27 protein-coding genes are annotated in these 26007 nt (G+C 62.4%); 2 read left to right on the top strand and 25 right to left on the bottom strand.

The window, feature by feature from the left end:
• The first annotated feature begins 136 nt into the window (after positions 1–136).
• Positions 137–2338, top strand: a complete 2202-nt coding sequence (locus tag SB756_RS07985; RefSeq protein ID WP_410910610.1) for an LTA synthase family protein — start codon at positions 137–139, stop codon at positions 2336–2338.
• Between the two features lie 95 nt (positions 2339–2433).
• Entirely contained in the window at positions 2434–3162 is a 729-nt protein-coding gene (locus SB756_RS07980) for a DUF899 domain-containing protein (RefSeq protein WP_410910609.1), read from the top strand.
• A 160-nt stretch (positions 3163–3322) separates the two neighbouring features.
• Here SB756_RS07980 and ureG read toward each other — a convergent pair whose 3' ends face one another.
• The 25 genes from ureG to SB756_RS07855 all read right to left on the bottom strand — a co-directional run bounded on the left by ureG (position 3323) and on the right by SB756_RS07855 (position 26004).
• The gene (gene ureG, locus SB756_RS07975) at positions 3323–3946 is read right to left on the bottom strand and encodes an urease accessory protein UreG (protein WP_010953755.1); all 624 of its coding nucleotides are present in this window, start codon (positions 3944–3946) and stop codon (positions 3323–3325) included.
• An 11-nt stretch (positions 3947–3957) separates the two neighbouring features.
• Positions 3958–4632, bottom strand: a complete 675-nt coding sequence (locus tag SB756_RS07970) for an urease accessory protein UreF (RefSeq protein WP_410910608.1) — start codon at positions 4630–4632, stop codon at positions 3958–3960.
• Positions 4632–5177, bottom strand: a complete 546-nt coding sequence (locus SB756_RS07965; protein ID WP_063423951.1) for a HupE/UreJ family protein — start codon at positions 5175–5177, stop codon at positions 4632–4634. The genes SB756_RS07970 and SB756_RS07965 overlap by 1 nt, the downstream gene beginning before the upstream one ends.
• An 18-nt stretch (positions 5178–5195) precedes the next feature.
• The gene (gene ureE / locus SB756_RS07960) at positions 5196–5693 is read right to left on the bottom strand and encodes an urease accessory protein UreE (RefSeq protein WP_063423950.1); all 498 of its coding nucleotides are present in this window, start codon (positions 5691–5693) and stop codon (positions 5196–5198) included.
• Between the two features lie 10 nt (positions 5694–5703).
• On the bottom strand, positions 5704–7407 hold the full coding sequence (gene ureC, locus SB756_RS07955) for an urease subunit alpha (protein WP_197864260.1): 1704 nt from the start codon (positions 7405–7407) through the stop codon (positions 5704–5706).
• Positions 7404–7721 (bottom strand): urease subunit beta, encoded by a 318-nt coding sequence (locus SB756_RS07950; protein ID WP_016500038.1) that lies wholly within the window; start codon positions 7719–7721, stop codon positions 7404–7406. Before SB756_RS07950 ends, ureC begins: the two co-directional genes overlap by 4 nt.
• A gap of 19 nt (positions 7722–7740) precedes the next feature.
• Positions 7741–8043 (bottom strand): urease subunit gamma, encoded by a 303-nt coding sequence (locus tag SB756_RS07945; RefSeq protein WP_016486440.1) that lies wholly within the window; start codon positions 8041–8043, stop codon positions 7741–7743.
• Between the two features lie 9 nt (positions 8044–8052).
• Complete coding sequence (locus SB756_RS07940) at positions 8053–8886, bottom strand: urease accessory protein UreD (RefSeq protein ID WP_341795782.1); 834 nt, start codon at positions 8884–8886, stop codon at positions 8053–8055.
• A gap of 278 nt (positions 8887–9164) precedes the next feature.
• Complete coding sequence (xerC, locus tag SB756_RS07935; RefSeq protein WP_341795783.1) at positions 9165–10079, bottom strand: tyrosine recombinase XerC; 915 nt, start codon at positions 10077–10079, stop codon at positions 9165–9167.
• Positions 10080–10385: 306 nt separating this feature from the next.
• Complete coding sequence (locus SB756_RS07930) at positions 10386–12647, bottom strand: ATP-dependent DNA helicase (RefSeq protein WP_410910607.1); 2262 nt, start codon at positions 12645–12647, stop codon at positions 10386–10388.
• Positions 12644–14293: a VRR-NUC domain-containing protein gene (locus SB756_RS07925; RefSeq protein ID WP_410910606.1), complete on the bottom strand. Its 1650-nt coding sequence runs from the start codon at positions 14291–14293 to the stop codon at positions 12644–12646. Before SB756_RS07925 ends, SB756_RS07930 begins: the two co-directional genes overlap by 4 nt.
• A 120-nt stretch (positions 14294–14413) precedes the next feature.
• Positions 14414–15721: an MFS transporter gene (locus SB756_RS07920; RefSeq protein ID WP_410910709.1), complete on the bottom strand. Its 1308-nt coding sequence runs from the start codon at positions 15719–15721 to the stop codon at positions 14414–14416.
• A gap of 99 nt (positions 15722–15820) precedes the next feature.
• Positions 15821–17038 carry a fumarylacetoacetate hydrolase family protein gene (locus SB756_RS07915; RefSeq protein ID WP_410910605.1) on the bottom strand — a complete coding sequence of 406 codons (1218 nt, stop codon included), beginning with the start codon at positions 17036–17038 and terminating at the stop codon, positions 15821–15823.
• A gap of 20 nt (positions 17039–17058) precedes the next feature.
• Positions 17059–18117, bottom strand: a complete 1059-nt coding sequence (locus SB756_RS07910; RefSeq protein ID WP_341795787.1) for an Ldh family oxidoreductase — start codon at positions 18115–18117, stop codon at positions 17059–17061.
• A 35-nt stretch (positions 18118–18152) separates the two neighbouring features.
• On the bottom strand, positions 18153–19694 hold the full coding sequence (locus SB756_RS07905; RefSeq protein WP_341795788.1) for a UxaA family hydrolase: 1542 nt from the start codon (positions 19692–19694) through the stop codon (positions 18153–18155).
• A gap of 285 nt (positions 19695–19979) precedes the next feature.
• A complete protein-coding gene (locus SB756_RS07900) occupies positions 19980–20963 on the bottom strand; it encodes a LysR family transcriptional regulator (RefSeq protein WP_410910708.1) in 984 nt (327 codons plus the stop codon).
• Positions 20964–21101: 138 nt separating this feature from the next.
• Positions 21102–21461, bottom strand: a complete 360-nt coding sequence (locus tag SB756_RS07895; RefSeq protein ID WP_410910604.1) for a LexA family protein — start codon at positions 21459–21461, stop codon at positions 21102–21104.
• A gap of 316 nt (positions 21462–21777) precedes the next feature.
• Positions 21778–22386: a hypothetical protein gene (locus SB756_RS07890; protein WP_410910603.1), complete on the bottom strand. Its 609-nt coding sequence runs from the start codon at positions 22384–22386 to the stop codon at positions 21778–21780.
• Positions 22387–22436: 50 nt separating this feature from the next.
• Positions 22437–23099 (bottom strand): hypothetical protein, encoded by a 663-nt coding sequence (locus SB756_RS07885; protein ID WP_410910602.1) that lies wholly within the window; start codon positions 23097–23099, stop codon positions 22437–22439.
• A 219-nt stretch (positions 23100–23318) separates the two neighbouring features.
• A complete protein-coding gene (locus SB756_RS07880) occupies positions 23319–23543 on the bottom strand; it encodes a hypothetical protein (RefSeq protein ID WP_371039853.1) in 225 nt (74 codons plus the stop codon).
• A gap of 13 nt (positions 23544–23556) precedes the next feature.
• Positions 23557–24087: a DUF2514 family protein gene (locus tag SB756_RS07875; RefSeq protein WP_410910601.1), complete on the bottom strand. Its 531-nt coding sequence runs from the start codon at positions 24085–24087 to the stop codon at positions 23557–23559.
• A complete protein-coding gene (locus SB756_RS07870) occupies positions 24084–24530 on the bottom strand; it encodes a structural protein P5 (RefSeq protein ID WP_410910600.1) in 447 nt (148 codons plus the stop codon). Before SB756_RS07870 ends, SB756_RS07875 begins: the two co-directional genes overlap by 4 nt.
• Before the next feature lie 58 nt (positions 24531–24588).
• Positions 24589–24819, bottom strand: a complete 231-nt coding sequence (locus SB756_RS07865; protein WP_410910599.1) for a hypothetical protein — start codon at positions 24817–24819, stop codon at positions 24589–24591.
• A gap of 61 nt (positions 24820–24880) precedes the next feature.
• Entirely contained in the window at positions 24881–25483 is a 603-nt protein-coding gene (locus SB756_RS07860; RefSeq protein ID WP_410910598.1) for a tail fiber assembly protein, read from the bottom strand.
• On the bottom strand, positions 25483–26004 hold the full coding sequence (locus SB756_RS07855; RefSeq protein ID WP_410910597.1) for a hypothetical protein: 522 nt from the start codon (positions 26002–26004) through the stop codon (positions 25483–25485). The genes SB756_RS07860 and SB756_RS07855 overlap by 1 nt, the downstream gene beginning before the upstream one ends.
• Positions 26005–26007 lie beyond the last annotated feature (3 nt).

Raw genomic sequence — 26007 nt, 5'->3', positions numbered from 1 at the left:
CACTTGCCCTCTGCCGGGCCCGCTAGCGCGGGCCCGGCTTTTGGTTAACAGCCTTGTAGCAAACCGCTTTCCCTTCCCCGGCCTGTTATCATCCAGCACAGATGCATGACGATTTAATGGCAAAAGGGAAGTTTTTGTGAAGAACCTGTCAGACCACTCACGTACCCGGCTTGCCGCGTTGGCAACCCTGGTACTGGTGATCCCACTGGGTACGCGCGCCATGCTGGGCTGGTCCAACCCGCTCGGTTACCTGTCCGACCTCGCTCTTGGCAGCCTGCTGATAGTGCTGCTGCACCGTCGGCCATGGTGGCTGGCCCTGCCTGTGCTGCTGGCCTGGGCAGCCCTGTGGGTGGCTTCAGCCGAGTTGGTAAGCGCTGTGGGCCGGTTACCCACCAGCGCCGACCTGACCTACCTGGTCGACCCGCAGTTCATGGAGAATTCAACCGGTGGCGGCCTGGCCCATGCCTGGCTGCCCTTGACCATGGGTGCCGGCCTGCTGGCGTGGCTGGCCACCGCCTGGCGCAGCCGCAGCCAGCGCAGCATGCCGCTGCCACGTACGGCCTGGGCCATTCCGGTACTGCTGTTTGGTGCCCATTGGGGTGGCCAGCAGCTGGCACCTACCGACGCCGACCAGTGGCGCCAATACAACCTCACCCACCAGCTGATGTCGGCCGGGGTCGGCAGCCTGGAGCGCACGGTCGAAGGCTGGATGGGCCATACGCAAACGTTCACACCGCTGGCCAGCAGTGGCCTGACCCAGTCCGACCTGCACGGGCAGCGGCTGCTGGCCGGGCCAGGCAGCGCTCGCAACCTGCTGGTCATTACCGTGGAGGGCATCCCCGGTGCCTACCTGCGGCCCAACCGCCAGGCCCTGCACAGCCGCTTTGACGAAGATCTGATGCCCAAGGTCAGTCAATGGGCCGAGCGGGGAATGAATACCCCGGATTATGTGCTGCATACCCACCAGACCATCCGCGGCCTGTACGCGATGCTGTGTGGTGATTACGACAAGCTGGCCAATGGCACGCCAAAGGGCGTAGAGCTGCTGACGCAGAACGAACGCAACCAGGCCTGCCTGCCAGCGCAACTGCGCCAGGCCGGCTTCACCACCCACTACCTGCAAGGTGCCGGCCTGCGCTTCATGGCCAAGGACCGCATCATGCCGCATATCGGCTTCGACTCGGTACATGGCCTGGAGTGGTTCCGCAACAAGAACTACCTGGATTTCCCCTGGGGCAAGGATGACCGCGCCTTCTTCGAAGGTGCCCTGGACTACGTCGGCCAGCTACAGAAACAAGACAAGCCGTGGATGCTGACCCTGCTCACCGTGGGTACCCACCAGCCCTACTCCGCGCCAGCCGAATACCTGGAGCGCTATGACACGCCAAAACAGGCAGCGGTCGCCTACCTGGATGACGCGCTCGGGGCCTTCCTCGACAACCTCGAACGCCAGGGCGTACTCAAGGACACTCTGGTGGTGGTGACCTCCGACGAGTCCCATGGTATCGACGGCGTGCGCCTGGCCTCATCCTGGGGCTTCAACCTCACCCTGGCGCCGGAGCAGGCGCAGCTGCCACGTATCAAACGCGGCACCTATGGCCATATCGACCTGGCCACCTCCGTGCTCGACTACTTTGCGCTGCCCATTCCCATGGCGCTTGGCGGCCGCTCGCTGTACCGCGACTACAACACCGGCCGCGAGATGATTTCCTACACCAACGGCATGCTGCGTTACCACAATGGCCAAGGCGTGTTCACAGAGTGTGACTTCCAGCAACGCTGCCGACGGTACGCCAGCGAAGGCTTCATTGCCGATCAGGCCCGCTACCTGGGCCCGGGCGACAGCCTGCTCGGCCAGCAGATCGGCGCCCTTGCCGGGGTGCTCGACCAGTCACTGCTGCAAACCCCGCTCAACCTGCGCTACCAGTTCGGCGGCCCTTCGCCGATCAAGTTGCGCAAGCGCATTCACGATGACTGGGCCGACAACCTGATCGGCGCCCAGTACCTGGAAATGCCGGAAGGCTCGCATACCCGCGTGCGGGTCAAGGTTCGCTCGCTGGACCCCAAGCGTGTGGCCTACATCCAGCTCAAGGCCAAGCAACTGGAGCAGGACGTACCGTTGGGCTTGCCTGCTGAAGTGAAGGTCACCGCCGACGAGCCGCTGGAAATGGAGTTCAGCTTTGACAACCCGACCGAGCGCAAAGCGTTTTCCTTCCACTTGCTGGGCTACGGCGGCGGCAAGGTGGAGGTCAGTGACTTCAGCGTGATCACCGCGCTGCCCGGCGAGGAAGACGCAGCGGATGAACTGACCGAGGGGCATATCGCCCATTCGGGCTGAGCGCCTTACCGCTCATCAGCCGGTCACCGGTGCCTGTCGATTCGACCTTAGCGTGCTCGACTAGTGTGTGAATCCCCCAGCGTGGAGACAGCACCATGAGCACAAGCGAAAGCAGGCACCCGGTGGTTTCACGTAGCCAGTGGCTGGCGGCCCGCCAGCAACTGTGGCTGCACGAAAAAGCCTTTACCCACCACCGCGATGCGCTGGCAGCAGCCCGCCGCGCCCTGCCCTGGGTCAAGGTCGAGCACGACTATCAGTTTCAGGGGCCGGACGGCGGGCTGAGCCTGGCCGACCTGTTTGCGGGGCGCAGCCAGTTGTTGCTTTACCATTTCATGTTCGTCGAGGGCTGGAGCGAGGGCTGCCCCGGCTGCTCGTTCCTGGCCGACCATTTTGACGGTGCCAACCTGCACCTGGCTCACCACGACGTGTCGCTGGTGGCGGTATCGCGGGCACCGTACGCCGAGTTCCAGGCGTTCCGCCGGCGCATGGGCTGGCAGTTCCCCTGGTACTCGTCACACGGCAGCGGGTTCAACGAAGACTTTGGCGTCAGTGTCGGCAGCGCGGGTGAGCGGCAGTACAACTATGAGCCGTATGAGGGCAGTGAAAGCGAATTGCCCGGTTTGAGTGCGTTCTACCGCGAAGCGGATGGCAGCGTGTACCACACCTACTCGACCTATGCCCGCGGGCTGGACATTCTGGTCAATACCTACAACTTCCTCGACATTGCGCCACTGGGGCGCAACGAAAGCGGAACCATGGACTGGGTGCGGCACCATGACCGCTATGAAGGGCAGCCAGACAAGCCACCCTGCTGCCACAGATGATCGAGGCAAGGCACGGTCGTTGTAGGAGCGGCCTTGCGCCGCGAAAGGGCCGCAAAGCGGCCCCGGCAGTCTGTGTTGAATTTGCGATCTTGGGGCTGCTCTGCAGCCCTTTCGCGGCGCAAGGCCGCTCCTACACAGACCGCGCATGGCTGTCAGCTCTTTAGCCGCGCACACCCAGCATCCCGCGCTCGACAATGAAATCAATCACTGCCTGCAACCCCTCACCCTTCTTCAGGTTGCTGAAGGTCCACGGCCGCTGCGGGCGCATGCGCTGGGTGTCGCGCTCCATCACTTCCAACGAAGCCCCTACATAGGGCGCCAGGTCGGTCTTGTTGATGACCAGGAAGTCCGACTTGGTAATGCCAGGGCCGCCCTTGCGCGGTATCTTCTCGCCTTCGGCCACGTCGATCACGTAGATGGTCAGGTCGGCAAGCTCCGGGCTGAACGTGGCGCTGAGGTTGTCACCGCCGCTTTCGACGAAGATCACCTCCAGGTTGCCAAACTTGCGCGCCAGCGCCTCGACGGCAGCCAGGTTCATCGAGGCGTCTTCGCGGATCGCCGTGTGCGGGCAACCGCCGGTTTCCACGCCCACAATGCGCTCGGGCTCCAGGGCGCCGGCCTCGGTGAGGATGCGCTGGTCTTCCTTGGTGTAGATGTCGTTGGTAACCACGGCGATCTGATAGTGGTCGCGCATGGCCTTGCACAGCGCTTCCAGCAGTGCAGTCTTGCCAGAGCCGACCGGGCCGCCGACCCCGACGCGCAGGGGTTGTTGATAGCTTTGCATGAAGGCAGTCCTCAGGAACGGAACAAACGGGTGTATTGGGTTTCGTGACGTGATGACGCAATGGCCAGCAATGGCAGGCCGCCACCGATCTGGTCGTCGCCCAGGGCCAATGCCTGGTCGAGGGCCGCAGGCAAGCCGGTGCTCAGGTCGCGCAGCAAGGTCTGGGCAGCCTGCTGGCCGAAAGGCACCAGCTTGACCCCGGCCATGACCGCGCCCTCCAACCAGGCAAAGGCATAGCCAAGGGCCAGCTGGCGCAGCGGAATTGCCCAGTGCACTGCCAACCAGGCCATACCGCCCAGCTGAGTCAGTTCAAGGCTGGCGCGCCAGGCCGGGGCCTGGCCCAGTTGCCAGCCATCAAGCAGTCGCGCAAACGCCGCGCCACGTTGTTGCTCTTCAAGGCGCAGCTCGGTGGTCTCGCGGTTGGCCAGCAGGAAGCGGCTCCAGTGGGCGAACGTCTGGGCATTTTCGGTCTGGCAAGCGTGGTACAGGCGCGCCAGCAGCGGCCAGTCGAGGCAGGCCAGGGTGTCGTCGACCTGCTCGCGCTGCCAGGCAGCGAAACCGTCCACGCCTTTTACCCAGCCCGCCTCCACTGCCCACTCCAGGCCCTGCGAGTAGGTGAAGCCCCCTACCGGCAGGCCGGGGCTGGCCAGCTGCAGCAGTCGCAGCAATGCCATGTCGCTGTCCATCAACCGGCCAGCACCAGCGCGGCGCTGGCCAGCAAGCCGCCGCCAAAGGCCTTCTGCAGGCCACTGTGACGGCGCAACAGGCAACCGACCGCAAAGCCCGCTGCCAGCAGCAGGCCGCTGACCGCGACAAAGCCGGCGCTGAATTGCCAGAACGCACTTGGCGTGGCTTCTACGCCATGGGCCCAGCCATGGAACAGAGCGAACACCGGCATGGCCATGGCCAGCAGCAACTGACGGCTCGGCAGCAATACCGCCCCGCCAGCCACCAGCAGCGACAGGGCGATCAAGGTTTCCATGCCCAGCACGTCGCCAAACAGGTGGCCACACACTGCCCCACCAAACATCGCCGCCAGGGTTGCCAGGGGCAGTGTCAGGCTGCGTCCGGTCAATGCAGCGAGTACCCCGGTGCCCAGCAGCATCAGCAGGTGATCAAGGCCGGTCAGCGGGTGCAACAGGCCGTCCTGCAGCGGGTTGCTGTCATGGCCAGGGTGGGCGAAGGCTGGGAGGGCCAGCATCAGCAGAAACAGGGCGAACGTCTTTTTCATAGGTTGCTCCGAGGCAGTTCAGGAATGGGCAGGCAGGCGCACGAACGGGTGATCGTGGCCGTGGGCATGGCTGTGGCCGTGCGGTGCGCTCTGGTACGCCCCCGCTTCAGGCTCGAATGGTGCCTGTTCCGCTTCTACCGTCAGGCCCAGGCCACGCAGCATGTCGTCCAGCACATGGTCATGCTGGAAGCGCAACAGGCCAGGCTCGATCTGCAGCGGCACGTGGCGGTTACCCAGGTGATAGGCCGCGCGGGCCAGCAGGTGCGGATCGGCGCAGCGCACCGTCGACACGGCCTCGGGCGCCGCCAGTACGCGAATCAGCTGGCTGCCTTCGGCATCGGCAAGCAGTTCACCGCCACGCAACAGGTGGCCGCGCTCGAGCATAAGCCCGGCTTCGCGCCCATCGTCCAGGGTTACCCGCAGGCGGCTCTTGATGCGGCTGTCCACGTCCAGGGTGACGGTGCCGCTTACAGCAAGCGTGCCGGTGTCGGTGATACGGCGGTTCAAGACAATCATTGGTGCTCCTTTAAAACAGGAAGTAACGCTGGGCCAGCGGCAGTTCGCTGGCAGGCTCGCATACCAGCAATTCGCCATCGGCGCGCACCTGGTAGGTCTGCGCATCAACCTCGATCAGCGGTTGCAGGGTGTTGTGGACCATGTCCGGCTTGCGCACCCGGCGGCAGCCGTTGACCACGCCAATCAAGCTGCGCAGGTTCAGCTCTTCGGCCAGGCCACGGTCCATTGCCGCCTGGGGCAGGAAGGTCATGCGCGTGGCATGTCGCGCGGCACCGAGGGCGCCGAACATCGGCCGGTAGTGCACCGGCTGCGGCGTGGGGATGGACCCGTTGATGTCGCCCATGGGCGCGGTGACGATCATGCCGCCTTTGATCACCAGGGCCGGCTTGACCGCGAAGAACGCTGGCGACCACAGCACCAGGTCGGCCAGCTTGCCCGCCTCTATCGAGCCCACTTCGTGGCCGATGCCGTGGGTCAGCGCCGGGTTGATGGTGTATTTGGCGATGTAGCGCTTGACCCGGAAGTTATCGCTGTAAGCCGTGTCTGGCGCCAAAGGCCCACGGCGCAGCTTCATCTGGTGGGCAACCTGCCAGGTGCGCAGCACCACTTCGCCAACCCGGCCCATGGCCTGGGAATCAGACGAGGTCATGGCAAAGGCGCCCATGTCGTGCAGTATGTCCTCGGCAGCAATGGTTTCGCGGCGGATGCGCGATTCGGCAAAGGCCACGTCCTCGGCGATGCTCGGGTCCAGGTGGTGGCAGACCATGAGCATGTCCAGGTGCTCGTCCACGGTGTTTACCGTGTACGGCAGGGTCGGGTTGGTCGAGGATGGCAGCACGTTGGCCTGCCCGGCAGCGCGGATGATGTCCGGCGCGTGACCACCACCGGCACCTTCGGTGTGGAAGGTATGGATGGTGCGGTCGCCGATGGCCGCCAGGGTGTCTTCGATACAACCGGACTCGTTGAGGGTGTCGGTATGGATCGCTACCTGGATGTCCATTTCCTCGGCCACGCCCAGGCAGCAGTCGATAGCCGCCGGGGTCGAGCCCCAGTCCTCATGCAGCTTCAGGCCCACCGCACCGGCCGCTATTTGCTCACGCAGCGCGTCTGGCCGCGAGGCATTGCCCTTGCCCAGCAGACCGATGTTGATCGGCAGGCTGTCAGCGGCTTGCAGCATGCGCGCCAGGTACCAGGGGCCGGGCGTGCAGGTGGTGGCATTGGTGCCGGTTGCCGGCCCGGTGCCGCCGCCGATAAAGGTAGTGACTCCGCTGTTCAGGGCCTCATCCACCTGCTGCGGGCAGATGAAGTGGATATGCGAGTCGACACCGCCGGCGGTGACGATCTTGCCCTCGGCCGCGATCACTTCGGTGCCGGGGCCCACCGGTACGTTGACGCCAGGCTGCACATCCGGGTTGCCGGCCTTGCCGATCACTGCGATTCGCCCGTGCTTGATGCCGATATCGGCCTTGACGATACCCCAGTGGTCGATGATCAGGGCGTTGGTCAGCACCAGGTCCATGGCCTGGGCGGCCAGCATCTGGCCCTGCCCCATGCCGTCGCGGATGACCTTGCCACCGCCAAACTTCACCTCTTCGCCGTAGATGGTGTAGTCCTTCTCCACCTCTACCCACAACGCTGTGTCGGCCAGCCGCACACGGTCGCCCACGGTGGGCCCGAACATGTCGGCATAGGCCTGACGGGAAATGCGGCTCATACCCTGCCCTCCAGCGGGCCCATCACCTTGCCCTGGAAGCCATAGACTTCACGCTTGCCGGCGTAGGCCACCAGGTGCACGGTGCGCGCCTGACCCGGCTCGAAACGCACGGCGGTGCCGGCCGGGATATCCAGGCGAAAACCCAGAGTTGGCGCACGGTCGAACACCAGCGCGTCGTTGACTTCGTAGAAGTGGTAGTGCGAGCCGACCTGCACCGGCCGGTCGCCGTGGTTGGCCACACTGACACTGACCGTTTCGCGGCCACTGTTCAGCTCGATATCGCCAGCGGCGACCTGGATTTCACCTGGGATCATGCGGGGCTCCTGGGCTGTTTCAGACGATGGGGTCATGCACGGTCACAAGCTTGGTGCCATCCGGGAAGGTCGCTTCGACCTGCACGTCGTGGAGCATTTCGGCGATGCCGGGCATCACTTGCTCGCGGGTCAGCACTTCGCGCCCCTGGCTCATCAGTTCGGCAACGGTGCGGCCATCGCGGGCGCCTTCCAGCACGGCAGCACTGATCAGCGCCACGGCCTCCGGGTAATTGAGCTTCAGGCCACGGGCCAGGCGCCGTTCCGCCAGCAATGCGGCGGTGAACAGCAGCAGTTTGTCTTTCTCTCTCGGGGTCAGCTCCATGGCGCTCTCTCAGGTAGCCCAGATACGCGGTGGGCAGGCTGGCAGGCCGAGGACGGCCGGGCGCAGCACATGCCACAGGCGTTGCAGGGTGCGTTGCAGGTGTTGGTTGTCATGGTCAAGCACACGGATAACCAGCAACGACCCCAGCAGGGTCGCGCCGGCCGGGTTGGCCAGTTCGTCGAGCAGTGGACGTACCTGCTCCAGCACCGCCTGGTCGGCCGGTGCCGCACAGAACGTAGCAAGCAGTGGGTGGCCGCCAAGCTTGTCCAGGCGCCCGCCTTCGATACGCAGGCGTTCATGCAGGCCGACTTCGTCGGGTAATTCGATGTGCAAACGACTGTCCAGAGCGCCCTGCTCGAAACGCTCGTTCATCACAGGGCGCCCCAGGCACAGGGTTTCCCAGGCCAGCAGGCGCGCCCCGGGCTCGAGGGTAAAACGGCTGTGCAGGCTGGCGCGGGCGCCGGAAAAGAAGATGCTGTCTTGCGGCAGCCATTCCAGGGTGCTGCCGGCGGCCAGCTGAAAACGTTGGGTCAGCCGCGCGGTGGGGCCGATGCTGCGGTAGAACTTGCTGGCACCGGGCATGGTCAGCAGCGCATGGCTGCCGGGATCCAGATGGATATCCAGGTCAAGACGGTCGCCGGCGACGATGCCACCCGGCGGGTGCAATACATAGACGTGGCACGGTGCACCTTCCGGGTAGAAAGGCCGCTGCACCAAAAGAGGTCCGAAATGCCTACGCGCACCAAGGCGGGTCACATCGTCGCGCCTGACAAAGCGCAACTGCAGGTGGGCGCTCCAGCCTGCATCGTCCTCTAGTTGTTCGATCTGCTCCGCGAGCGACATCCTGCGGCCCCTGAAATCCGTGGCCTGCTGGCCGTTTAGAGGGTCCGGCGCGGGCACCAGCTAGCACGCGCGGCCTGACCACTCGATCAAATTCGCAGGCTGGATATAGCAGGTTGCGGGCCAACTCCGCAGGTGAAGGCAAATGAAACTTTCGCCTCGGCCGCTCTGGCATCGGGCATACGAGGGGATGGCGCACAAAGCAGGGGCGTGGGTTGGCCCTGTTTCGGTGCCGGCAGAAGTGCAAAAAGGGCCGCAACGCGGCCCCAAAACATCAAACCTCAGTAATCGAAACGGTCAACCGCACGCCTACGTTCGTTGTCGTCACGCCGGTCATAGATCGCTGTGGTCTGGATGTTGACATGGTGCGCCAGCTTCTGCGCGATGGACAGGTCGTGCTCTTCGATCACCCGGGTAATGAACGCCCGGCGGAAGTCATGCGGCATGATTTTCACCCCCACTTGCGCACCGCGCTGGCGGGCAATGTAGTAAATCGCATGCTTGGTGATACGCGCCCGGGTAATGTGGCTACCGCGGCGGATGCGGTTGAACAGGAACAAGTCGTCTTCTGCCCCTGGTGGCAGGTCCTGACGGCGCAAATCCAGCCACGCCTGGAGCTTTTCGAACGCCCAAGGCGGGGCGTACTTGATCAGTTGGTGGTTGCCCTTGCCCACCACCTGCAGGCTGCGCGCCTCGAAATCAACCTGGGCCAGGTCGATGTCCACCGACTCCGACTTGCGCATGCCGGTGCCGTACAGCAAGGCGATGATCGCCGCGTCGCGTACCCCCTGCGGCCGCGGGTCGGATGCGCACACATCCATCAGTTCGCGAATCAGGCTGCGGCGCAGGTTGCGCCCTGGCGGCAGGCGGCTGCCAGTGGCCGGTTTGACCTCGCGAATGCGCAACAGCTTCTCATGGTCGATCAGGCCCTGGCGCCAGGCCTCGTTCATCACCCCGCGAATGGCGTTGACGTACAGCGACGAGCTGTTGGGCGCGTAACCATCGGCACGCAGGGCCGACACCAAGGCGATCACGTGCCCGGGCTCTAGCCGATGCCAGGGCACGTCGACGACATTGCAGTCGACAAAGCCCAGCCGGTCGGCGGCGTCCTGAAGGATGTAGCGCATGGTTTGCTGGCTTGATGGGGCCAGACGGGCCATGTACTGCAGCAGCGGATTTTTCGAGAGATCGGACAAAACGTGAATCCTGTAGCGAAGCGGCCGCCGGCAGCGAACCGGCAAACGCTCAAGCGAGTCAAAACGACCTGCAAACAAGTCCCAATGACCGGCAAGCGCGCATGCCATCAGGACCCTGAACGGTGCCATCACCTTGATATTCAAGAGCTTTGCAACTGGCACGGTTCGTAATCTTACCCCAATTGAAGCCTACCGAACGAACCGAGGATCGCCCATGGCAAGTGCAACCCATCGTTCCTGCTGTAGCCCAGACAGACGGCATGCCCGGCTGACGCGTTCATTTGTGGCAGCGCGAGACAGGGATTGCTAGAGGATGGCTGCCGGCCACCATGTCGGAAACATCTGCTGCACGCGGGGTTCGGCAAAGCGTTCGTCTATCAATACCAGCACGCCTCGATCCTGGTCACCACGGATAACCCGGCCCGCCGCCTGGATCACCTTGCGCACTCCAGGGTACAGGTAGGCGTAATCGAAGCCCGCCCCAAACTGCTGCCCCAGCCGCTGTTTGAACTGTTCGTTGACCGGGTTGACCTGCGGTAAACCCAAGGTGGCGACAAAGGCGCCGATCAACCGGGTACCTGGTAAATCCACGCCTTCGCCGAACGCACCGCCCAATACGGCGAAGCCCACGCCTTTGCCATCGGCGACAAAGCGGTCAAGAAACCCTTGGCGGGCCGCCTCGTCCATCCCCGGTTCCTGGGCCCACAGGGGAATCTGCCCATGCCGCTCGGCCAGCAGACCGACCACTTGTTGCAAGTATTCGAAGCTGCTGAAGAACGCCAGGTAGTTGCCCGGCATGCGCTCGTACTGTTGGGCAATCAGCTCGACGATCGGCGCCAGGGAGGCGTGGCGCTGCTGGTAACGGGTGGACACCTGGCTAGCAATCCGTACCTCCAGCTGCTCTGCGCGAAACGGCGCAGCCACTTCCAGCCACGCGGTATCGGCCGGCATGCCCAGCAAGTCGCTGTAGAAATGCCGCGGGCTCAACGTGGCGGAAAACAGTGTCACGCTGCGCGCCGCCTGCATGCGCGGGGCCAACAGGCGTGCCGGGGTGACATTGCGTAGGCACAGGGTAGCCAGCCGACGCTTGCGCGGGGCCTGACGCTGGCTGATGTCGAACAGAAAGTGCTCATCGAACAACTCGGCAACCCGGCTGAACTGCAAGGCCTGGAAGAAGAACTGCAACACCTGCGGGTCCATTTGCGCAGGCGTCTGGTTGATCTGCTCCTGAATCAGCCCGATGCATTGCTGCAGGGCGCGCAGCAGGCCGTCTGGCAGCGACTCGCTGGCTTGATAAGGCGCGCGCTGTTCTTTATAGAGGGCGTTCCACTGCCGGTTAAGGCGGTCCAGCGCACTGACCAGCCCAGGCGGTTTGCTCTGACGCAGGGCCAGCAGCTGCCCTTGGTCAAGGGTGGCGCTGTACATGCTGCGCCCACGCTCGACAAGATTATGCGCTTCGTCCACCAGTACTGCCACGCGCCACTGGTTGAGCTGAGTGAGGCCGAACAGCAAGGCATGCGCATCGAAGTAGTAGTTGTAGTCAGCGACCAGCACGTCGACCCAGCGCGCCATCTCCTGCCCCAGGTAATACGGGCAAACCTGATGCGCCAAGGCCACTTCGCGCAGGTTGGCACGGTCAAGCAAAGGCAGTGCTGCCGCAGCCTCACGCGCTGCCGGCAAACGGTCGTAGAAGCCTGCGGCCAGTGGGCAGGATTCACCATGACAGGCCTTGTCCGGGTACTCACAGGCCTTGTCGCGGGCGATCAACTCCAGGGTGCGCAAGGCAGGTTGAGGCGTGGCATCGGTGATCTGGCTCATGGCATCGAGGGCCAGCGCCCGGCCCGGGGTCTTGGCAGTGAGGAAGAACAGCTTGTCCAGCTGCTGCGGCACCATGGCTTTGAGCAGCGGGAACAAGGTACCGAGGGTCTTGCCAATGCCGGTGCTGGCCTGGGCCATCAGGCAACGCCCGGTACTTACCGCCTTGTACAAGGTTTCGGCCAGCTGCCGTTGGCCCTGGCGGAACTGTGGATAGGGGAAACCCAGCGCCTGAAGCCCTTGGTCACGCTCGGCCAGACGCCGTTGCTGGAATTGGGCCCAGCCCAGAAAGCGCTGGCACTGGGTTTCGAAGAAGGCCCGCAATTCAGCAGCCGTGTAGTGCTCACTGAACAGCGTCTGGTCATCGCTGTCCACGTCCAGGTACACCAGCGCCACCTCGATGGCTGGCAATTGCCGTGCCTGGCACATCAACCAGCCATAGACCTTGGCCTGGGCCCAGTGCAACTGGCGGTGATTGGCCGGCTGACGCGCCAGATCGCCACGGTGCGTCTTGATCTCTTCCAGGCGATTGCTGCCAGGATCATAACCATCGGCGCGGCCTCGCACCTTGAGGGTTTCGAACTGGCCTTCAAGGGTGATTTCCGACTCGTAGCCCGCAGCACGCCGTGCCACTACCCGCTGGTGCCCTTCGATGCCCTCCTGGGCGGTGGGCGACGGCGTAAAGCGCAGGTCCAGGTCACCGACCTTGGCGCTGAACTCGCACAAGGCACGCACCGCCACGCTGTAGCTCAAGGCGTTTCGCTCCAGCGCACATGGCACACCGCAACGGGCAGGCCGTGTTGCCTGCAGAACTCCAGCCAGCGCAGCTGGTTGTCCTGCAAACGGTCACCGGGCCCCTTGACCTCGACCATGCGGTAACGGCCCTGCTCGGGCCAGAACTGGATCAGGTCGGGCATGCCGGCGCGGTTGCTGCGAATGTCCTGCAACAAGCGCAGGAAGCACTGTTTCAGCTGGGCAGCCGGCAAGCAAGCCAAGGCCTGTTCCAGCAGTTCCTCGCTGAGCATGGACCAGAACACGAACGGCGACTGCAGGCCTTGCTTGCCCTTGTAGCACTCGAGAATCGCCTGACGATGGCTGCCATCGTCGAGCCGCCCCAGGCAAAGATCGAATAGCGCACTGCGCCGCTGCTGGAAGTCACTGTCGTGCAGGTCCTGTGGCGCGGCCTGGAACGGGTTGAAGAATGCGCCAGGCACAGGGGCGAAGATGGCCTCCCAGCACAACAGGCCAAACAGGCTGTTGAAGAGGGTGTTCTCCACGTAATGCGCCTGCCCCCCCTCTTGCGCCAGGTGTTGACGCACAGCTTCCTCCACACCCAACGCAGCGTACTCGCGGGGCAGCTCGAGCTCGATCAGCTCCAGCGGTGTGGCACGCTGGCGTCGCTGTGGCGGGCCGCCGAGCTTGCGCGCGAGGCGTGGCAGCATCCGTTCCAGTGCCTGCACTTCCAGCGCGTTAGCCGGTGCCGCCGCGAGCTGTAGTGCCAGCGCATGGGCCTGGGGCCACTGCTCAGTGCGCTCAAGCACCCGCACCTGGCGAATGCGTGCCTGGGCATGGCTGCACTGGCCGTACACGGCCATGGCCTGGTCCCACTCCCCCAGGCGCTCGCATTGCTGGCCCAGGGCGAACTGCAGGCGCGCATGGCGGCGGGCCAGCCACGGGTTGTCACTGTGCAGGCCCTGCAGGGTACCCAGAATCGACACGGGTTCGTCGCCCTGCTCCAGCCGCTCGGCGCACTGGTGCAAGGCCATGGCCAGGTCGACTTCGGCACGTTGCTGCAGGGCTCGCGAGCCCGTGCTGAATGGCACCTGCTCGTAACGCAGCACACCGAGGTCGGCGAGGACGAACTCTGACCAGTCCTGGTACAGGTTGCCGAAGAACAACAGGCGCATGCGGTCGCACAAAGGTTGCAGGCACCACTGGAGGATGCGCACCTCGCTGTCGGGAAACCATTCGGCCAGTGACCGGGCCACCAGCCCCAGCGGTTGCAGCTGTGCCAACAGCTCATGCTTGGTGGCACGCGGGCGGCTCAGTTGCAGGGCGAAGCAGCGGGCCAGTTCGTCTTTGCGCAGCAAGGCGAACAGCTGTTCCAGGCCCAGTTGCTCGGGTTCCCGCACCCAGCCGAGTTTCTGCAAAGGCTGCAGCGCCAGCGCCGTATCGCCGATTTCGGCGTAGTCGAGCCGGTCGCTGCGAAACAGCTCGCCTTTGCGCATGACCATGCGCACCATCAAGGCCTGAGTTGGCGCTTGCAGTTGATTGAAGGCACGGATGAAGGCCAGTTCCTGGTCATCGAGCAGGTCCTGGTAGCGCTGTTCGACCCACAGCACTACCTGGCGGAAGTTATGCAGGTAGTAGAACGGGTCGTCGACGGAATGGGCGATCACTGGCGGAGGTCAGGTTGCGGTAACAGGCACTGTTTATACATACAGATAACCATGCCTGACAAGAGCCGTGGGTCGCGTCACGATCAACGATCCGCTTGGGGCGCAAAGCGCCCCCAGGATTTATGCCTGTTCAGTCGCTCCAGTAATCTCCCCTGCTTCGTCCTTGGCACTGCCAATCGGCGCCTGCAGCAACAGGAAGTACGCCACCGCCGAGCACAACGCCACCACCGCACTGATCATGAACGCCGTAGTGAACGAGCCCGAGTACTGGATGCTGAAGCCAGTAGCGATCGGCGCCACGGAGCCGGCAATGTAGCCGCCGAAGTTCTGGATCGAACCAAACGAGGCCACGCGCGGGCTGTCAACGATGGTATTGACGATCATCCAGGCAGTGGCACTGGCCATGTTGATGCTGAACAGTGCCAGGCACAGCAGGATGACGCAGCCTGTCAGGCCGGTGACGAACGACAGCGGCAAGGTGAACAGCGCCGCCAGCACCAGGCCGGTGATGACGCTGAACTTGCGGCTGCCCAGCACAGTCATGCCACCCTTCACCAGCCGGTCGCAGAAGCGCCCGGCAACGATTGTACCCGCCGCACCAAAGCCGTAGGCCAGCGACACGACCCAGGCGGTCTTGTACAGGTCCAGGCCGTGTTCACGCTCGAAGTAGCCCGGCAACCAGGTCAGGTGCAGCCACAGCATATAGATCACACCCATGAAACCCAGCACGGCACCCCAGGTGCTGCGGTGCTTGAACAGGTCCAGCCAGCCGGCGAAGTACGAAGCCTTCGGCGTTTGCACCGGGGCCACAGGCGCCTTGTGTTCCGCTGGCAGCGGCTTGCCTTCGGCCTCCAGTTCCGCCAGGTAACGCGCCTTGCTCTTGTAGAACGTCAGCCAGCACACCGCCAGCACCACGCCGATCACGCCGGTAATGATGAACATGCCGCGCCAGCCGAAGTTGACCATGAACAGCGTCAGCAAGGGCGGCGCCAGGCACGGGCCAAGGCAGGTCGACGACCAGACCACGCCGGTCGGCGTGCCGCGCTCATTGGCATCAAACCACTCCGACAGGGCCTTGGCCGCCGACGGGAACATGGGCGCCTCGCCAATCCCCAGCAGCACCCGCAGGCCCATGAACCCGGCAAAGCTGTTGACCATGCCAAACGCCGCCTGGGCCACCGACCAGCCCAGCAGCGAGGCGCCGAGCGCGACCTTGCTGCCCAGGCGGTCGATGATCATGCCCATTGGCAACTGGGCAAAGGCGTAGGCAATGGAAAACGCCGACAACAGGATGCCCATCTGCGACGGGCTGATCATCATGTCTTTCTGGATGGAGGTGTTGGCGATCGACAGCGCACTACGGTCCAGGTAGTTGACGATGCCGATCAGCAGCAGGAACACAACGGTGATGCGCTGGTACTTCTTCATAGGGTTCATGTGTCGACCTTTATTATTATTGTTGCCGCGCTGTCAGCGCTTTGGCGATCCATCGATGTTCCTGCGCCCCTCCCTTGCGCAGCGTGCCGCTCAAGGCTGGCGTGCGGTAGCTGCAACCTCCAGCAGGCCACGCCGGCCGAGGTTGTCGATCAACGCGCGCAGGCCAAACGCCCACTGCGGTGCCTGGTCGCTGGTGGTCACGCGGTTGCACAGGGTACCCAGTTGCGGGTTGCTGATGGTCACAACATCGCCCGGCTTGTGGGTAAAGCCATTGCCCGGCTGGTCACGGTCCTGCTTGGGGGCGAACAGGGTACCGAGGAAGAGCACCATGCCGTCGGGGTACTGATGGTTTTCGTTGAGGGTTTGCTGCACCAGGTCTTGCGGGTCGCGGCTGATCTGGCGCATGGAACTGCGGCCAGACAGTATAAAACCGTCCTGCCCCTCAACCCGCAGGTCCACTTCGGCGTTGCGCACATCGTCAAGGCCGAAGCTTTCGTCAAACAGCCGCAGCAGCGGGCCCAGTGCGGTGGAGGCATTGTTGTCCTTGGCCTTGGACAGCAGCAAGGCGCTACGGCCTTCGAAGTCGCGCAGGTTGACGTCGTTGCCGAGCATGGCGCCCTTGATGCTGCCATCGCTGGATACTGCCAGCACCACTTCCGGCTCAGGGTTGTTCCAGCTGGACTTGGGGTGGATGCCGATATCGGCACCGTGGCCAACTGCCGACAGCGGCTGGGCCTTGGTAAACACTTCGGCATCAGGGCCAATGCCCACTTCCAGGTATTGCGACCACAGGCCCTGCTCCACCAGCACCTTTCGCAGCGCTTCGGCCTGGGCCGAGCCTGGCACGATCTGCGACAGGTCGGCGCCGATGCGGCTGGCCAAGGTGTCACGGATGGCATCGGCCTTGGCCGGGTCGCCCTTGGCCTGCTCTTCCACCACACGTTCCAGCAGGCTGGTGGCGAAGGTTACGCCAGCGGCCTTCACCGCCTGCAAGTCGACAGGCGCCAGCAGCCATGGCTGACTCGGGTCGCGCTGGGTGGGGTCGCTGTTGTCCAGCAACACCGATAGCGCCACCAGCGGTTCGGCCAGCGGCAAGGCGCGCAGGTAGGCCACCGGGTCGGCCACTTCCAGCAGGGCCGAGACAGTCGCCACGTGGGTGCTGATGTCGTAGACCGCGCCGGCTTTCACCAGCACCACCGCCGGCCCCTGGTCCGCCAGCCACACCCGCCCTACCCAGCTGCCGCTGTCGAACACACTGGCATCCTGGCTCAGCGGCAGCGGTTGATTGGCGTTCGATCGGTCAGTCATCTGTGTACCCTTACTGTGCATCATTGGGAAAGTGCCGGCAGTTGCAATTGGCCGGCCAGGCGATCAAGGTCAGCCAGCAGCTGTGGCGAGAGGCTCACGCCCTGCTGCAGGGCCTGGCGGCGCAGGGCAAGGCCAGCCTGCCCAGGCAAGCGCACCGGGCGCGCAGGGTCGAGCGGGCGGCTGGCGAGTACCAGTCGGCCCAGGAAGCTGGTTTCATCGGTGAACGCTTCCAAGCCACCGAAGAAGCGCGGGTCGATGACCACGGCAGTGGCCGAGGCGCCCCACTGCTCAGGGGCATCCTTTCGCCCATGGCCGGCCAGGCCGGACGTCAGGGCTTCGACCAGCAGCGCCAGGGCAAAGCCTTTGTGGCCAAAGCCCTGGCCGCCGAGGGGCAGGATGCTGCCTTGCGGGCGGGTAAAGAAATCGACCGGGTCGTCGCTCAGCTGCCCGTCATTGCTCACCAGTACCGGGTGCGGCAGGCGGCTGCCGGCATCGCGGCACTGGCCAACCAGCCCAAGGGTAACGGTCGACATGCTCACGTCCAGCAGGATCGGCTCGCCCTGGGTCGGGATACCGGCAGCAATCGGGTTGGGGGTGTAGATCGGGTCGATGCCACCGTGGGCGCAGACAAGCCCCACGGAGGGGTCCGATGAATAAACCATGGCCACCAGGCCCTGGTCGGTAAAGGGCTTGAGATAGGCGGCCAGGCAGCCAATGTGCGAAGCACGGCGCACCACCGCAATGCCGATGCCCTGCGCAGTCGCACCTTTTGCCGCGCAGTCCAGGGCACGGCTGACGCAGTAAGGCCCCAACAGGTAATGGCCATCGAACACGCTGGCGATGCCACTGTCCGACACCTGTTCCAGTGCCTGTGCGCGGGCCTTGACCTTGCCTTCCTGCATGCCACCGATGTAGCGGCTGACCAGGTTCAGGCCGTGGGTACGGTGCCCGAGCAGTTCACCTTCGAGCAGAACCCGGGTCACCACCTGGGCGACTTCGGTATCGGCACCGGCTTTTTCGAACAGTTGCTCGACAAAAGTGGTGAGCGCTTGCACGTTGTGGTGTGTGGGTTGAGTCATTGTTGTTATCTCGTAAGCGGGACGGGAGCGGTCAATCAGGTCACGGCGCCGATCTGCCAGGGCACGAACTCGTTCTGCCCATATCCGTGCTGTTCGCTTTTGCTGCGTTCCCCGGAAGCAATGCGCAGCATCTGCTCGAAGATGAACGCGCCACGCTCCTCGATGCTGGTGGAGCCATCGGCAATACCGCCGCAATTGACGTCCATGTCCTCTTCCTGGTGTTCGAACACCCGGTTGTTGGTGGCCAGCTTGATCGACGGTGCCGGGGCACAGCCGTAAGCCGAACCACGCCCGGTGGTGAAGGCGATCAGGTTGGCCCCGCCAGCCACCTGGCCAGTGGCCGAGACCGGGTCGTAACCAGGGGTGTCCATGAACACCAGGCCCCGGGCACGCACGGTCTCGGCGTACTGGTACACATCGACCAGGTTGCTGGAACCCGCCTTGGCCACTGCGCCCAGGGACTTCTCGAGGATGGTGGTCAGGCCCCCGGCCTTGTTGCCGGCCGAAGGGTTGTTGTTCAGCTCGGCGTTCATGCGCTGGCAGTAGTCTTCCCACCAGCGGATGCGCGCCACCAGCTTTTCGCCCACCTCACGGCTGACCGCGCGGCGGGTCAGCAAATGCTCGGCGCCGTAGATTTCCGGGGTCTCGGACAGAATTGCGGTACCACCGGCCGCCACCAGGCGGTCCACGGCGTTGCCCAGTGCCGGGTTGGCGGTGATGCCGGAGTAGCCATCGGAGCCGCCACATTGCAGGCCGACCACCAGATGCCGTGCGCTGACCGGTTGGCGCTGGACGTGGTTGGCCTCGGCCAGCAGGCTCTTGACCTGCTCGATGCCGGCAGCAATGGTTTTCGACGTACCGCCGATGCCCTGGATGGTGAAGGCCCGCAGCTGCGCACTGGCTTGCAGGCCCTGGGTTTCCAGCAGGCTTTCGATCTGGTTGGTTTCGCAGCCCAGGCCAATGATCAGTACGGCAGCAAAGTTGGGGTGCACGGCGTACCCGGCAAGGGTGCGGCGCAGCAAGCCAAGGGCTTCGCCGCTGGGGTCTACTGCGCAGCCAGCACCGTGGGTCAGGGCGACCACGCCGTCGATATTCGGGTAGTCGGCAAGTGCCTCAGGGTGGATGTCACGGCGGAAATGGTCGGCCACCGCCCTGGCGACGGTCGCCGAGCAGTTCACCGAGGTGAGAATGCCGATGTAATTACGGGTGGCAACCCGCCCATCGGCGCGCACGATGCCCTGGAACTGCGCTTCGCTGCCAGGCTGGCTGCGAGTGTCGACACCAAACGCATAGTCACGGGCAAAATCCCCCATTTGTACGTTGTGCACATGCACGTGATCGCCGGCATTGATGGCCTGCGAGGCAAAACCGATGATTTGCCCGTAACGGCGCAGCGGCTGGCCCTGCTCCACGCGTTCGGTCGCGAGCTTGTGGCCTGAAGGAATCGGCTGGCGCACGGTAATCGCCTCGGCATCCAGGTGCAGGCCTTGCGGCAAGGCCTGGCGGGCGATAAGCACGTTGTCCAGCGGGTTGAGGCGGATGACGGCAAGGTCACCGGACTTGGCAATCAGTTGCATGGGACCTCTCAGGGCGGTGCGGCGGGCTTCTTGTTATGGCTGTTGCCACTGTAAGAAGCCTTGCGCAGCATTCCCAATGAGATGATCCGATCAATTGATAACCAGTGGTTATCGGAAGTTGTGATTGGGCGGTGATCCTTGATCGCCTAATAGACTGCCCAAGTGCTCAAGCCAGCACATATCCTGTGGGAGCGGGTTCACCCGCGAACACCGGCGCAGCCGGTGCCATGCACCGCGTCGACTGCTTCGCAGGTAAACCCGCTCCCACAGGGACCCCGTGAACCATCAGGTCTTGTCCAAGGCAGTTGCAGACGTAACTTCCTTCTGTCGCTGTTTGGCGCCTTCCAGCAAAATCTCGACAAACGCCCGGGCCGACGCGCTCAGCGGTTCATCCTTGCGGGTGACCACGCCATACTCCAGCGCGGGTACATGCAAGGGGCTGCGCAGCTCCTTGAACTGCCCGCTGGCCAGCTGCGCGGCAACCATCGAACGCGGCAACATGGCAATCATCGGCGCCGATTGCAGCAGCTGCAGGAACATCGGCATGGAGATGGTCTCGACGCTGTCGACGGGCGTGGCAATACCGGCCACCCGGAACGCCTGTTCCAGGCGGTTGCGGATCGGCGTGCCCACCGGGTACAGCACCCACGGCCAGTCGCCCAGCGCCGACAGTGGCGGGCTTTCCAGCTGGTTGAGCGGGTGCTCGCTGTTGACCACCAGGCTGAACGGTTCGGGTTCGAGGGGCTGGAAGTCGAACAGCTGGCTGAAGCGCTCTTCGGTGAAGCGGCCAATCATGATGTCGAGCTTGTTCTGCTCCAGCATGGTCAGCAGGTGATCACTGGAATGCTCCACCACTTCGATCGACAGCAGCGGGCTGCGTGCCTTGATCGCGGCGATGGCCTGGGGCAGTACCAGTGCAGTCGCGGCAAAGATGCCACCGACGCGGATAAAACCGTGCCCGCCGTTGCGCAGGCGGTTGACCTGGTCGACGAATTGCTGCGACTCGGCCAACGCACCCTGGGCATAACGCACCACGTATTCACCCAGCTCAGTGGGCGGCATGCTGCGTGGCAAGCGCTCGAACAGGGCAAAGCCGAACTGCTCTTCGAGATCGCGCAGCATCTTGCTCAGGGCCGGCTGGCTGAGGTTCATGCGCGTGGCGGTTGCGTGCATGTTGCGGGTGCGCGCCAGGGTGTCGATCAGCACCAGGTGCTTGTAGCGGATCCAGTTGCAAAAGCTTGCGTGACTAAGTTGCAGCCCTTTAACCATGGGGGCTGCATCATTTCGGGAAGACATCCTTTAGGTCCTATTGGGGCCTGTATGGCTCGATAATGCCAGCTTTATGACAACGCAGCTATTCCAGCCCCCGGCGCTCTGCCGACCATTCCCCTTCCTTTATATAGCTACTCACAGTCGACGGTCATGACCCCGAATGCTGTGTGTGACCACGCCCCACACCTCGAACCGGTCTCCCTCGAGAATGTACCGGGACGGGTACTTCGGGTTTTCCGACATCAGGACTACCTGCCCGTCACGAATGACCATGCGCTTGCAGGTGGCCTCGCCGTTCACTGCGGCGATGATGATATCGCCCGACCGGGCATCGACCAACCTGTCGACCACCAGCAGGTCACCGGTGTAGATGCCAGCACCCTGCATGCTTTCGCCGTCCACCTTGACCAGGTAAACGCTGGGTGCCCGCAGCTTGAGCAGTTCGTCTACCGACACCTGCTTGTCGTCGGCTTCGATGGGTAGGGTTGCGGTCATTTCGGCTGGCCATTAACTGTATATGGATACAGTATCTTATGGCGGCACATGCCGGGGCAACTGCCGATCGACAGGCTAGTGAAGGGGCGGAAAGCTCCTTGCTCAGGGCCTAAGCCATCACACGAAGCTGGCAAGCGGAGACCGTCTAGCGACTTGGGCGGCAAGCCCATGCAGTCGATCTCCTCCGTCAGCGCGCCCGATCTTGGGTCTAGTACTTGCTATAGCGGCCTAAATATGCGCAGCGCTTTCGTTATTATAAAACAGTTGCTGAACCCGTTTTATATGCAGACATTACTATACCTTATGACCAGACCCATCAAACCAAAAATCTATGTCCAGACCCAAAGAGCTTATAACCAGATCCAAAAAAATACAAAAGAAGTATCATTGAAACCGAAAGAGTCAAAACAAAAGCAAGACCCAACCAAGCAGCACGACTGCTTGCTATAACCTTGAACTGCAGCGAGATAATAAGATTGAATCCGACCAGCAAACACCAGAAAATCGTCACAAGAACTGCTGCAGAAAAAACACTATCAGCCTTACCAAAAACATTTATTGTTACAGTAATGAACGCGAAAAAAGAAACAAACAACGACAAAGCAGAGATAGCATTGCCTTTAATATTAGCAATATCAGCCTCTAGCTGCGCCTGCATCCTAGAAGAAGTCTCAAGCCCGCTTTTAATTGAATTAAGCATGGCTGTAGCTTCATTCAACATGGAGGCTGTTTTCTTTTGCGCTTGGTTTGCTGCCGAAAGTCTAGCACTTACCGCCTGCTCTGCCTTTGCTGCCGCAATATTTGCTGCCACGGCAGCCAACTCTTCAAATTTTAGTCTTGAATAATCTGCAGGCTCCGTCGCATCAGCAGAATACTTCTTCTCCCCTACAGTAGAGCTTGAGGAAATTATTGTTGAGCTACTCACACTACTACTAATAGTACCACTACTTCCTTCAGTCCTTCCCTGAGACATCTCTATCCCCCAACAAACTCGTCAAAACTTTCTACACCAAGGATGCTCTCAGCCTCAGCCATAAAACTTAAAACATCATCCTTAACTATAGAACCCTGACCAGGAACAATATTTACATCGCGCAAGGCAACTACCCCCACCTCTCCCCCACGAATGACTCCACTACCCACATTAAATATATTATTACACTGCTTACCGGCCACTTCGATACGCTGCGAAGCATTTACACTGAAATCAGTCAAACTACTCCCACCCACCCCTCCAAACAAGCCCGACAAAAACTTACCTGCATCAGGCATAACTTTTAGATACTTCTTTACAAACCCAACTCTGGAATACACAAAGCCTCGCTCATCAAGCAACTCCAAAAGACGCCTTGCATTCTCAATAAACCCCTCCCTATCTTTACTATCAAGCCCAAACGGGAGATCAATTACGAAATCGATCCTAATGTTACTCATTCCAACTTGAAATCCTCGATCTGTCTGTATCTGAAGCCGAGGTATTTCGTCTGGCATGCCTGGCATTTCTGGAATGAGCGCAGGCGTGTATGCGCCAATATTCATTTTATTTCTACAAGCAACACTCAGCTCATCAGCCATTATCTTTCCACTCTCGGTGAAAAGAGCGAGCTGGTAGGAAAAATTCGTTAAATCTTTGAACATGATAACTCTCTACGTTCCGAATTAGAGGCTTGCTCGACCCCAAGTCATGGCAACAAGATCTCATACAAGCGCTCGCAAGCCAACATCTGCCGTAATCACCCCTTTCGTCAGCTCTCCAGCCCGCTTGTCAGGCCGTGCGAGCAGGTCAGAAAGCACCAGCGTCGCGCGGCTAAGTGTCTGGCGTTTGCCGACAGAAGGGTAGTCCTCGCGGTGGCTGGCTCAGTGAAGAGGCGGCAGCTCCTTTCCACGGGCCTTGGCCACAGCGCGAAGCTGGTAGTCGGAGACCGCCTGGAACAGCGACTCGGCTAGCAGGCGAAGGCGCTCGATCTCCTCTGCAGGCGCACCGCGATCTTGAGCTTGGTGATACTCACGCATGGCGTCGATAGCCTGCTGAATCAGCGGCTCGCCGGCCTCGACCATCCCTATAAACGTGCGCTTGTCCACTTCGATGACCTGTTCACTTGGTCAGCCCATTATAGATCGACTCGCACGCCAACCCAGCTATTCGGCTTCGCTCAAGCGCTGCTGAGCAGCTTCCCGCCATTCGGTCAGCGTCTTCAAGCAATCCCCCGAGCACCACGACGGCAGAGGTTCCTGCCTGGCGCTGCTGGGTAGCGATGGTATCGCAGGTGGCTCGGTGGCCATCCCGCAGTCTGGCGATTTCCCCGCGCAGCCCACCAGCAGCAGACTCAGCAGCAGCGGCGCGGCCTTGGGCCAGTTCCAGTTTCTGTCGTGCACTCTCACCCTCCTCGTCCGCCACGGCCTGGCGGCGTTGTTCTTCGGCCCTAGCCTGGGCCGCGGCGCGCCGGTCGTGCTCGGATACCTCAAGGCGGTAATCGGTCAGGGCTTTGTCTGCCCTGGCAGTTTCCGTCCGCGCATCGGCCGCCGCCTCGTCAGCAACCACCACCCGGTACTGCTGCCCGCCGGCGACCAGGACCAGGGCGATCAACCACCAGCACCAAGCCGGTACCGCGCCGAGCCAGGTCACGCCAGCGCCCGCCGCACGCCTTCATTGATGATTGCATCGGGGTATGGATTCCCGCCGTTCTCGTGGATGATGATGCTGAGCACCATCCCGCGCAGGGTGGCAGGGTCCTTGATATTGATCGGGTCGGTGGTGCTCACGCCCAGACGCTTTGCCAAGGCTGAAGCGTAGGCCTGGGTATCGTTCTCGTTGCTCGGCGCCCACCGGTTGATGGTCTCGAGCACCGTATCGATGCCCTTCCCACCCACGCCGGGCATGCCGTCCTTGCCTCGGTAGTTGATCAGCAGCTTGCCCAAGGCGCGGATGCCGTTTTCGGGATGGTCGAAGCGAGCGAATCGCGGTTTGGCTACTCCCTCTTCCAGGCCGAGCTGGCCTTGCCAAGCGTTACGGGGATTGAAATCAATGTTGCCGGGGTTGTTGTTCCGGACGCCGCGCGGTGTGGTCATAGGTTTTCTCCAGGCACAAAAAAGCCCGCACCGGGGCGGGCTGGGATAGTTGTAAGGGTCAAGCGGCGGGTTCTTCGGGCGCTGGCGCGGCCTCGGGCTCAGCCGGCTCTTTCGCAGTGATCGAAACCTTGGCGCTGTAATCCTTCAGCACCTGGGCGGTGAACACCTGCGCAGTAGGAAACTGGTTCAGGACCGCTCGAGCGCGAGCATCGGCTTCTTCCTGAGTGGCGAAGCGGGTGTTGTTCTCGGCGTCGTAGGCGTTGGTGAGATTGATGGCGATGAAAGGCATGGTGTTCTCCAGGCAAAAAAATACCGCCGGTGGCGGTTGGATTTGGGGGGGAGGCGCTGGGTCAGGCCGGCAGTGCTGGCCAGTCGATCGCGCTGGGGTAGTCGGGTTGATCCTGCAGGCGGTTGAGCGATACGCGGTAGCGCTTCCAAGCTATTAAGGCTTCCGCCTCAGCCGGGGTCGCGTCATCCAGGTCCACTGCATCCTGCAGCGGGGCGATGGCCAGGTCGGCCGCCGCCCGGCGTTGGGCAATCTCGGCCATGGCCGTCGTCCGCAGTTGCTCAATAGCGGCTTGGGCCTTGTCCTCAGCGGTGACTACCTGGCTCCAATCGATGGCCGCATAGCCCTGAGCAGGCGCGGGCTGTTCTGCGTCAGGGATCGGCAGCGCAACCAAGCCGTCAGCCGGTGTCACGATATCCGCTGGATATCGCGCCGCCTGGTCCGCTTCGTCAGGAATAGGTAAGAGCAGTGTAAGTACCAGATCGCCACCAATACGCTCCACCGGTGAAACGATCCATTCGGTCCCAGTAGCGGCGGCAGGCAGCGTGGCGCCTTCTGGCAGCTGGGTGAAGTCCAGCGTCAAGCCATTGATTGTCAGGCTGTCGCCCTGCTTGTAGACGGTTAGCGCCTGCCCCAGGAAGAACACGGGGGATAGTTGCAGCCTCATCAGTACCACCTCCCGGTAGCAGTCCACCCTACATAGCACGATTGACCAGGCGACCATGCGCCCTCAATCAGCATCCCGGAATTGCTGGTCGCGCAGCCACTGAGCCGGTTGATCTGAACACTGTTGTTCGAAACGGGGTAAGCCATGGTGACCTGCGTCGAAATCTTCGGGTTAGCTGTGCTGACATAACCAGTGAATGCTGCCGGGAACGTGATGCCTACACTGGTCGGCGCAAGCGACGCTCCGTTATGGGTCATGTTGGCCATCCCCCAGCAGATTTGAGTGCCATCTGCAAAGCGGATGAATTCACCATTGGCATTGCTGCCCCGTTGCAGCACGGCGCCAGTCGGAACTCCGGAGGCCTGTCCTACCGAACCAACGATATTGGCTCTGTTGAAGGCAGTTGCAATGAAGTTGTAGAGCTCATCGAAGTTGGCGATCGCCTTCAGCCACGCGCTCCGACGGTCATCCCCACCAGCGCCGGTGGGCGCTGTCCCGAGGTTGATTGTTTGTTTTGCCATAGT

The organism is Pseudomonas sp. SIMBA_068 (assembly GCF_046534705.1).
Lineage (GTDB): Bacteria > Pseudomonadota > Gammaproteobacteria > Pseudomonadales > Pseudomonadaceae > Aquipseudomonas > Aquipseudomonas putida.
Note: the sequence above shows the minus strand (reverse complement) of the source record. Positions and strands in the feature narration are given on the sequence as shown.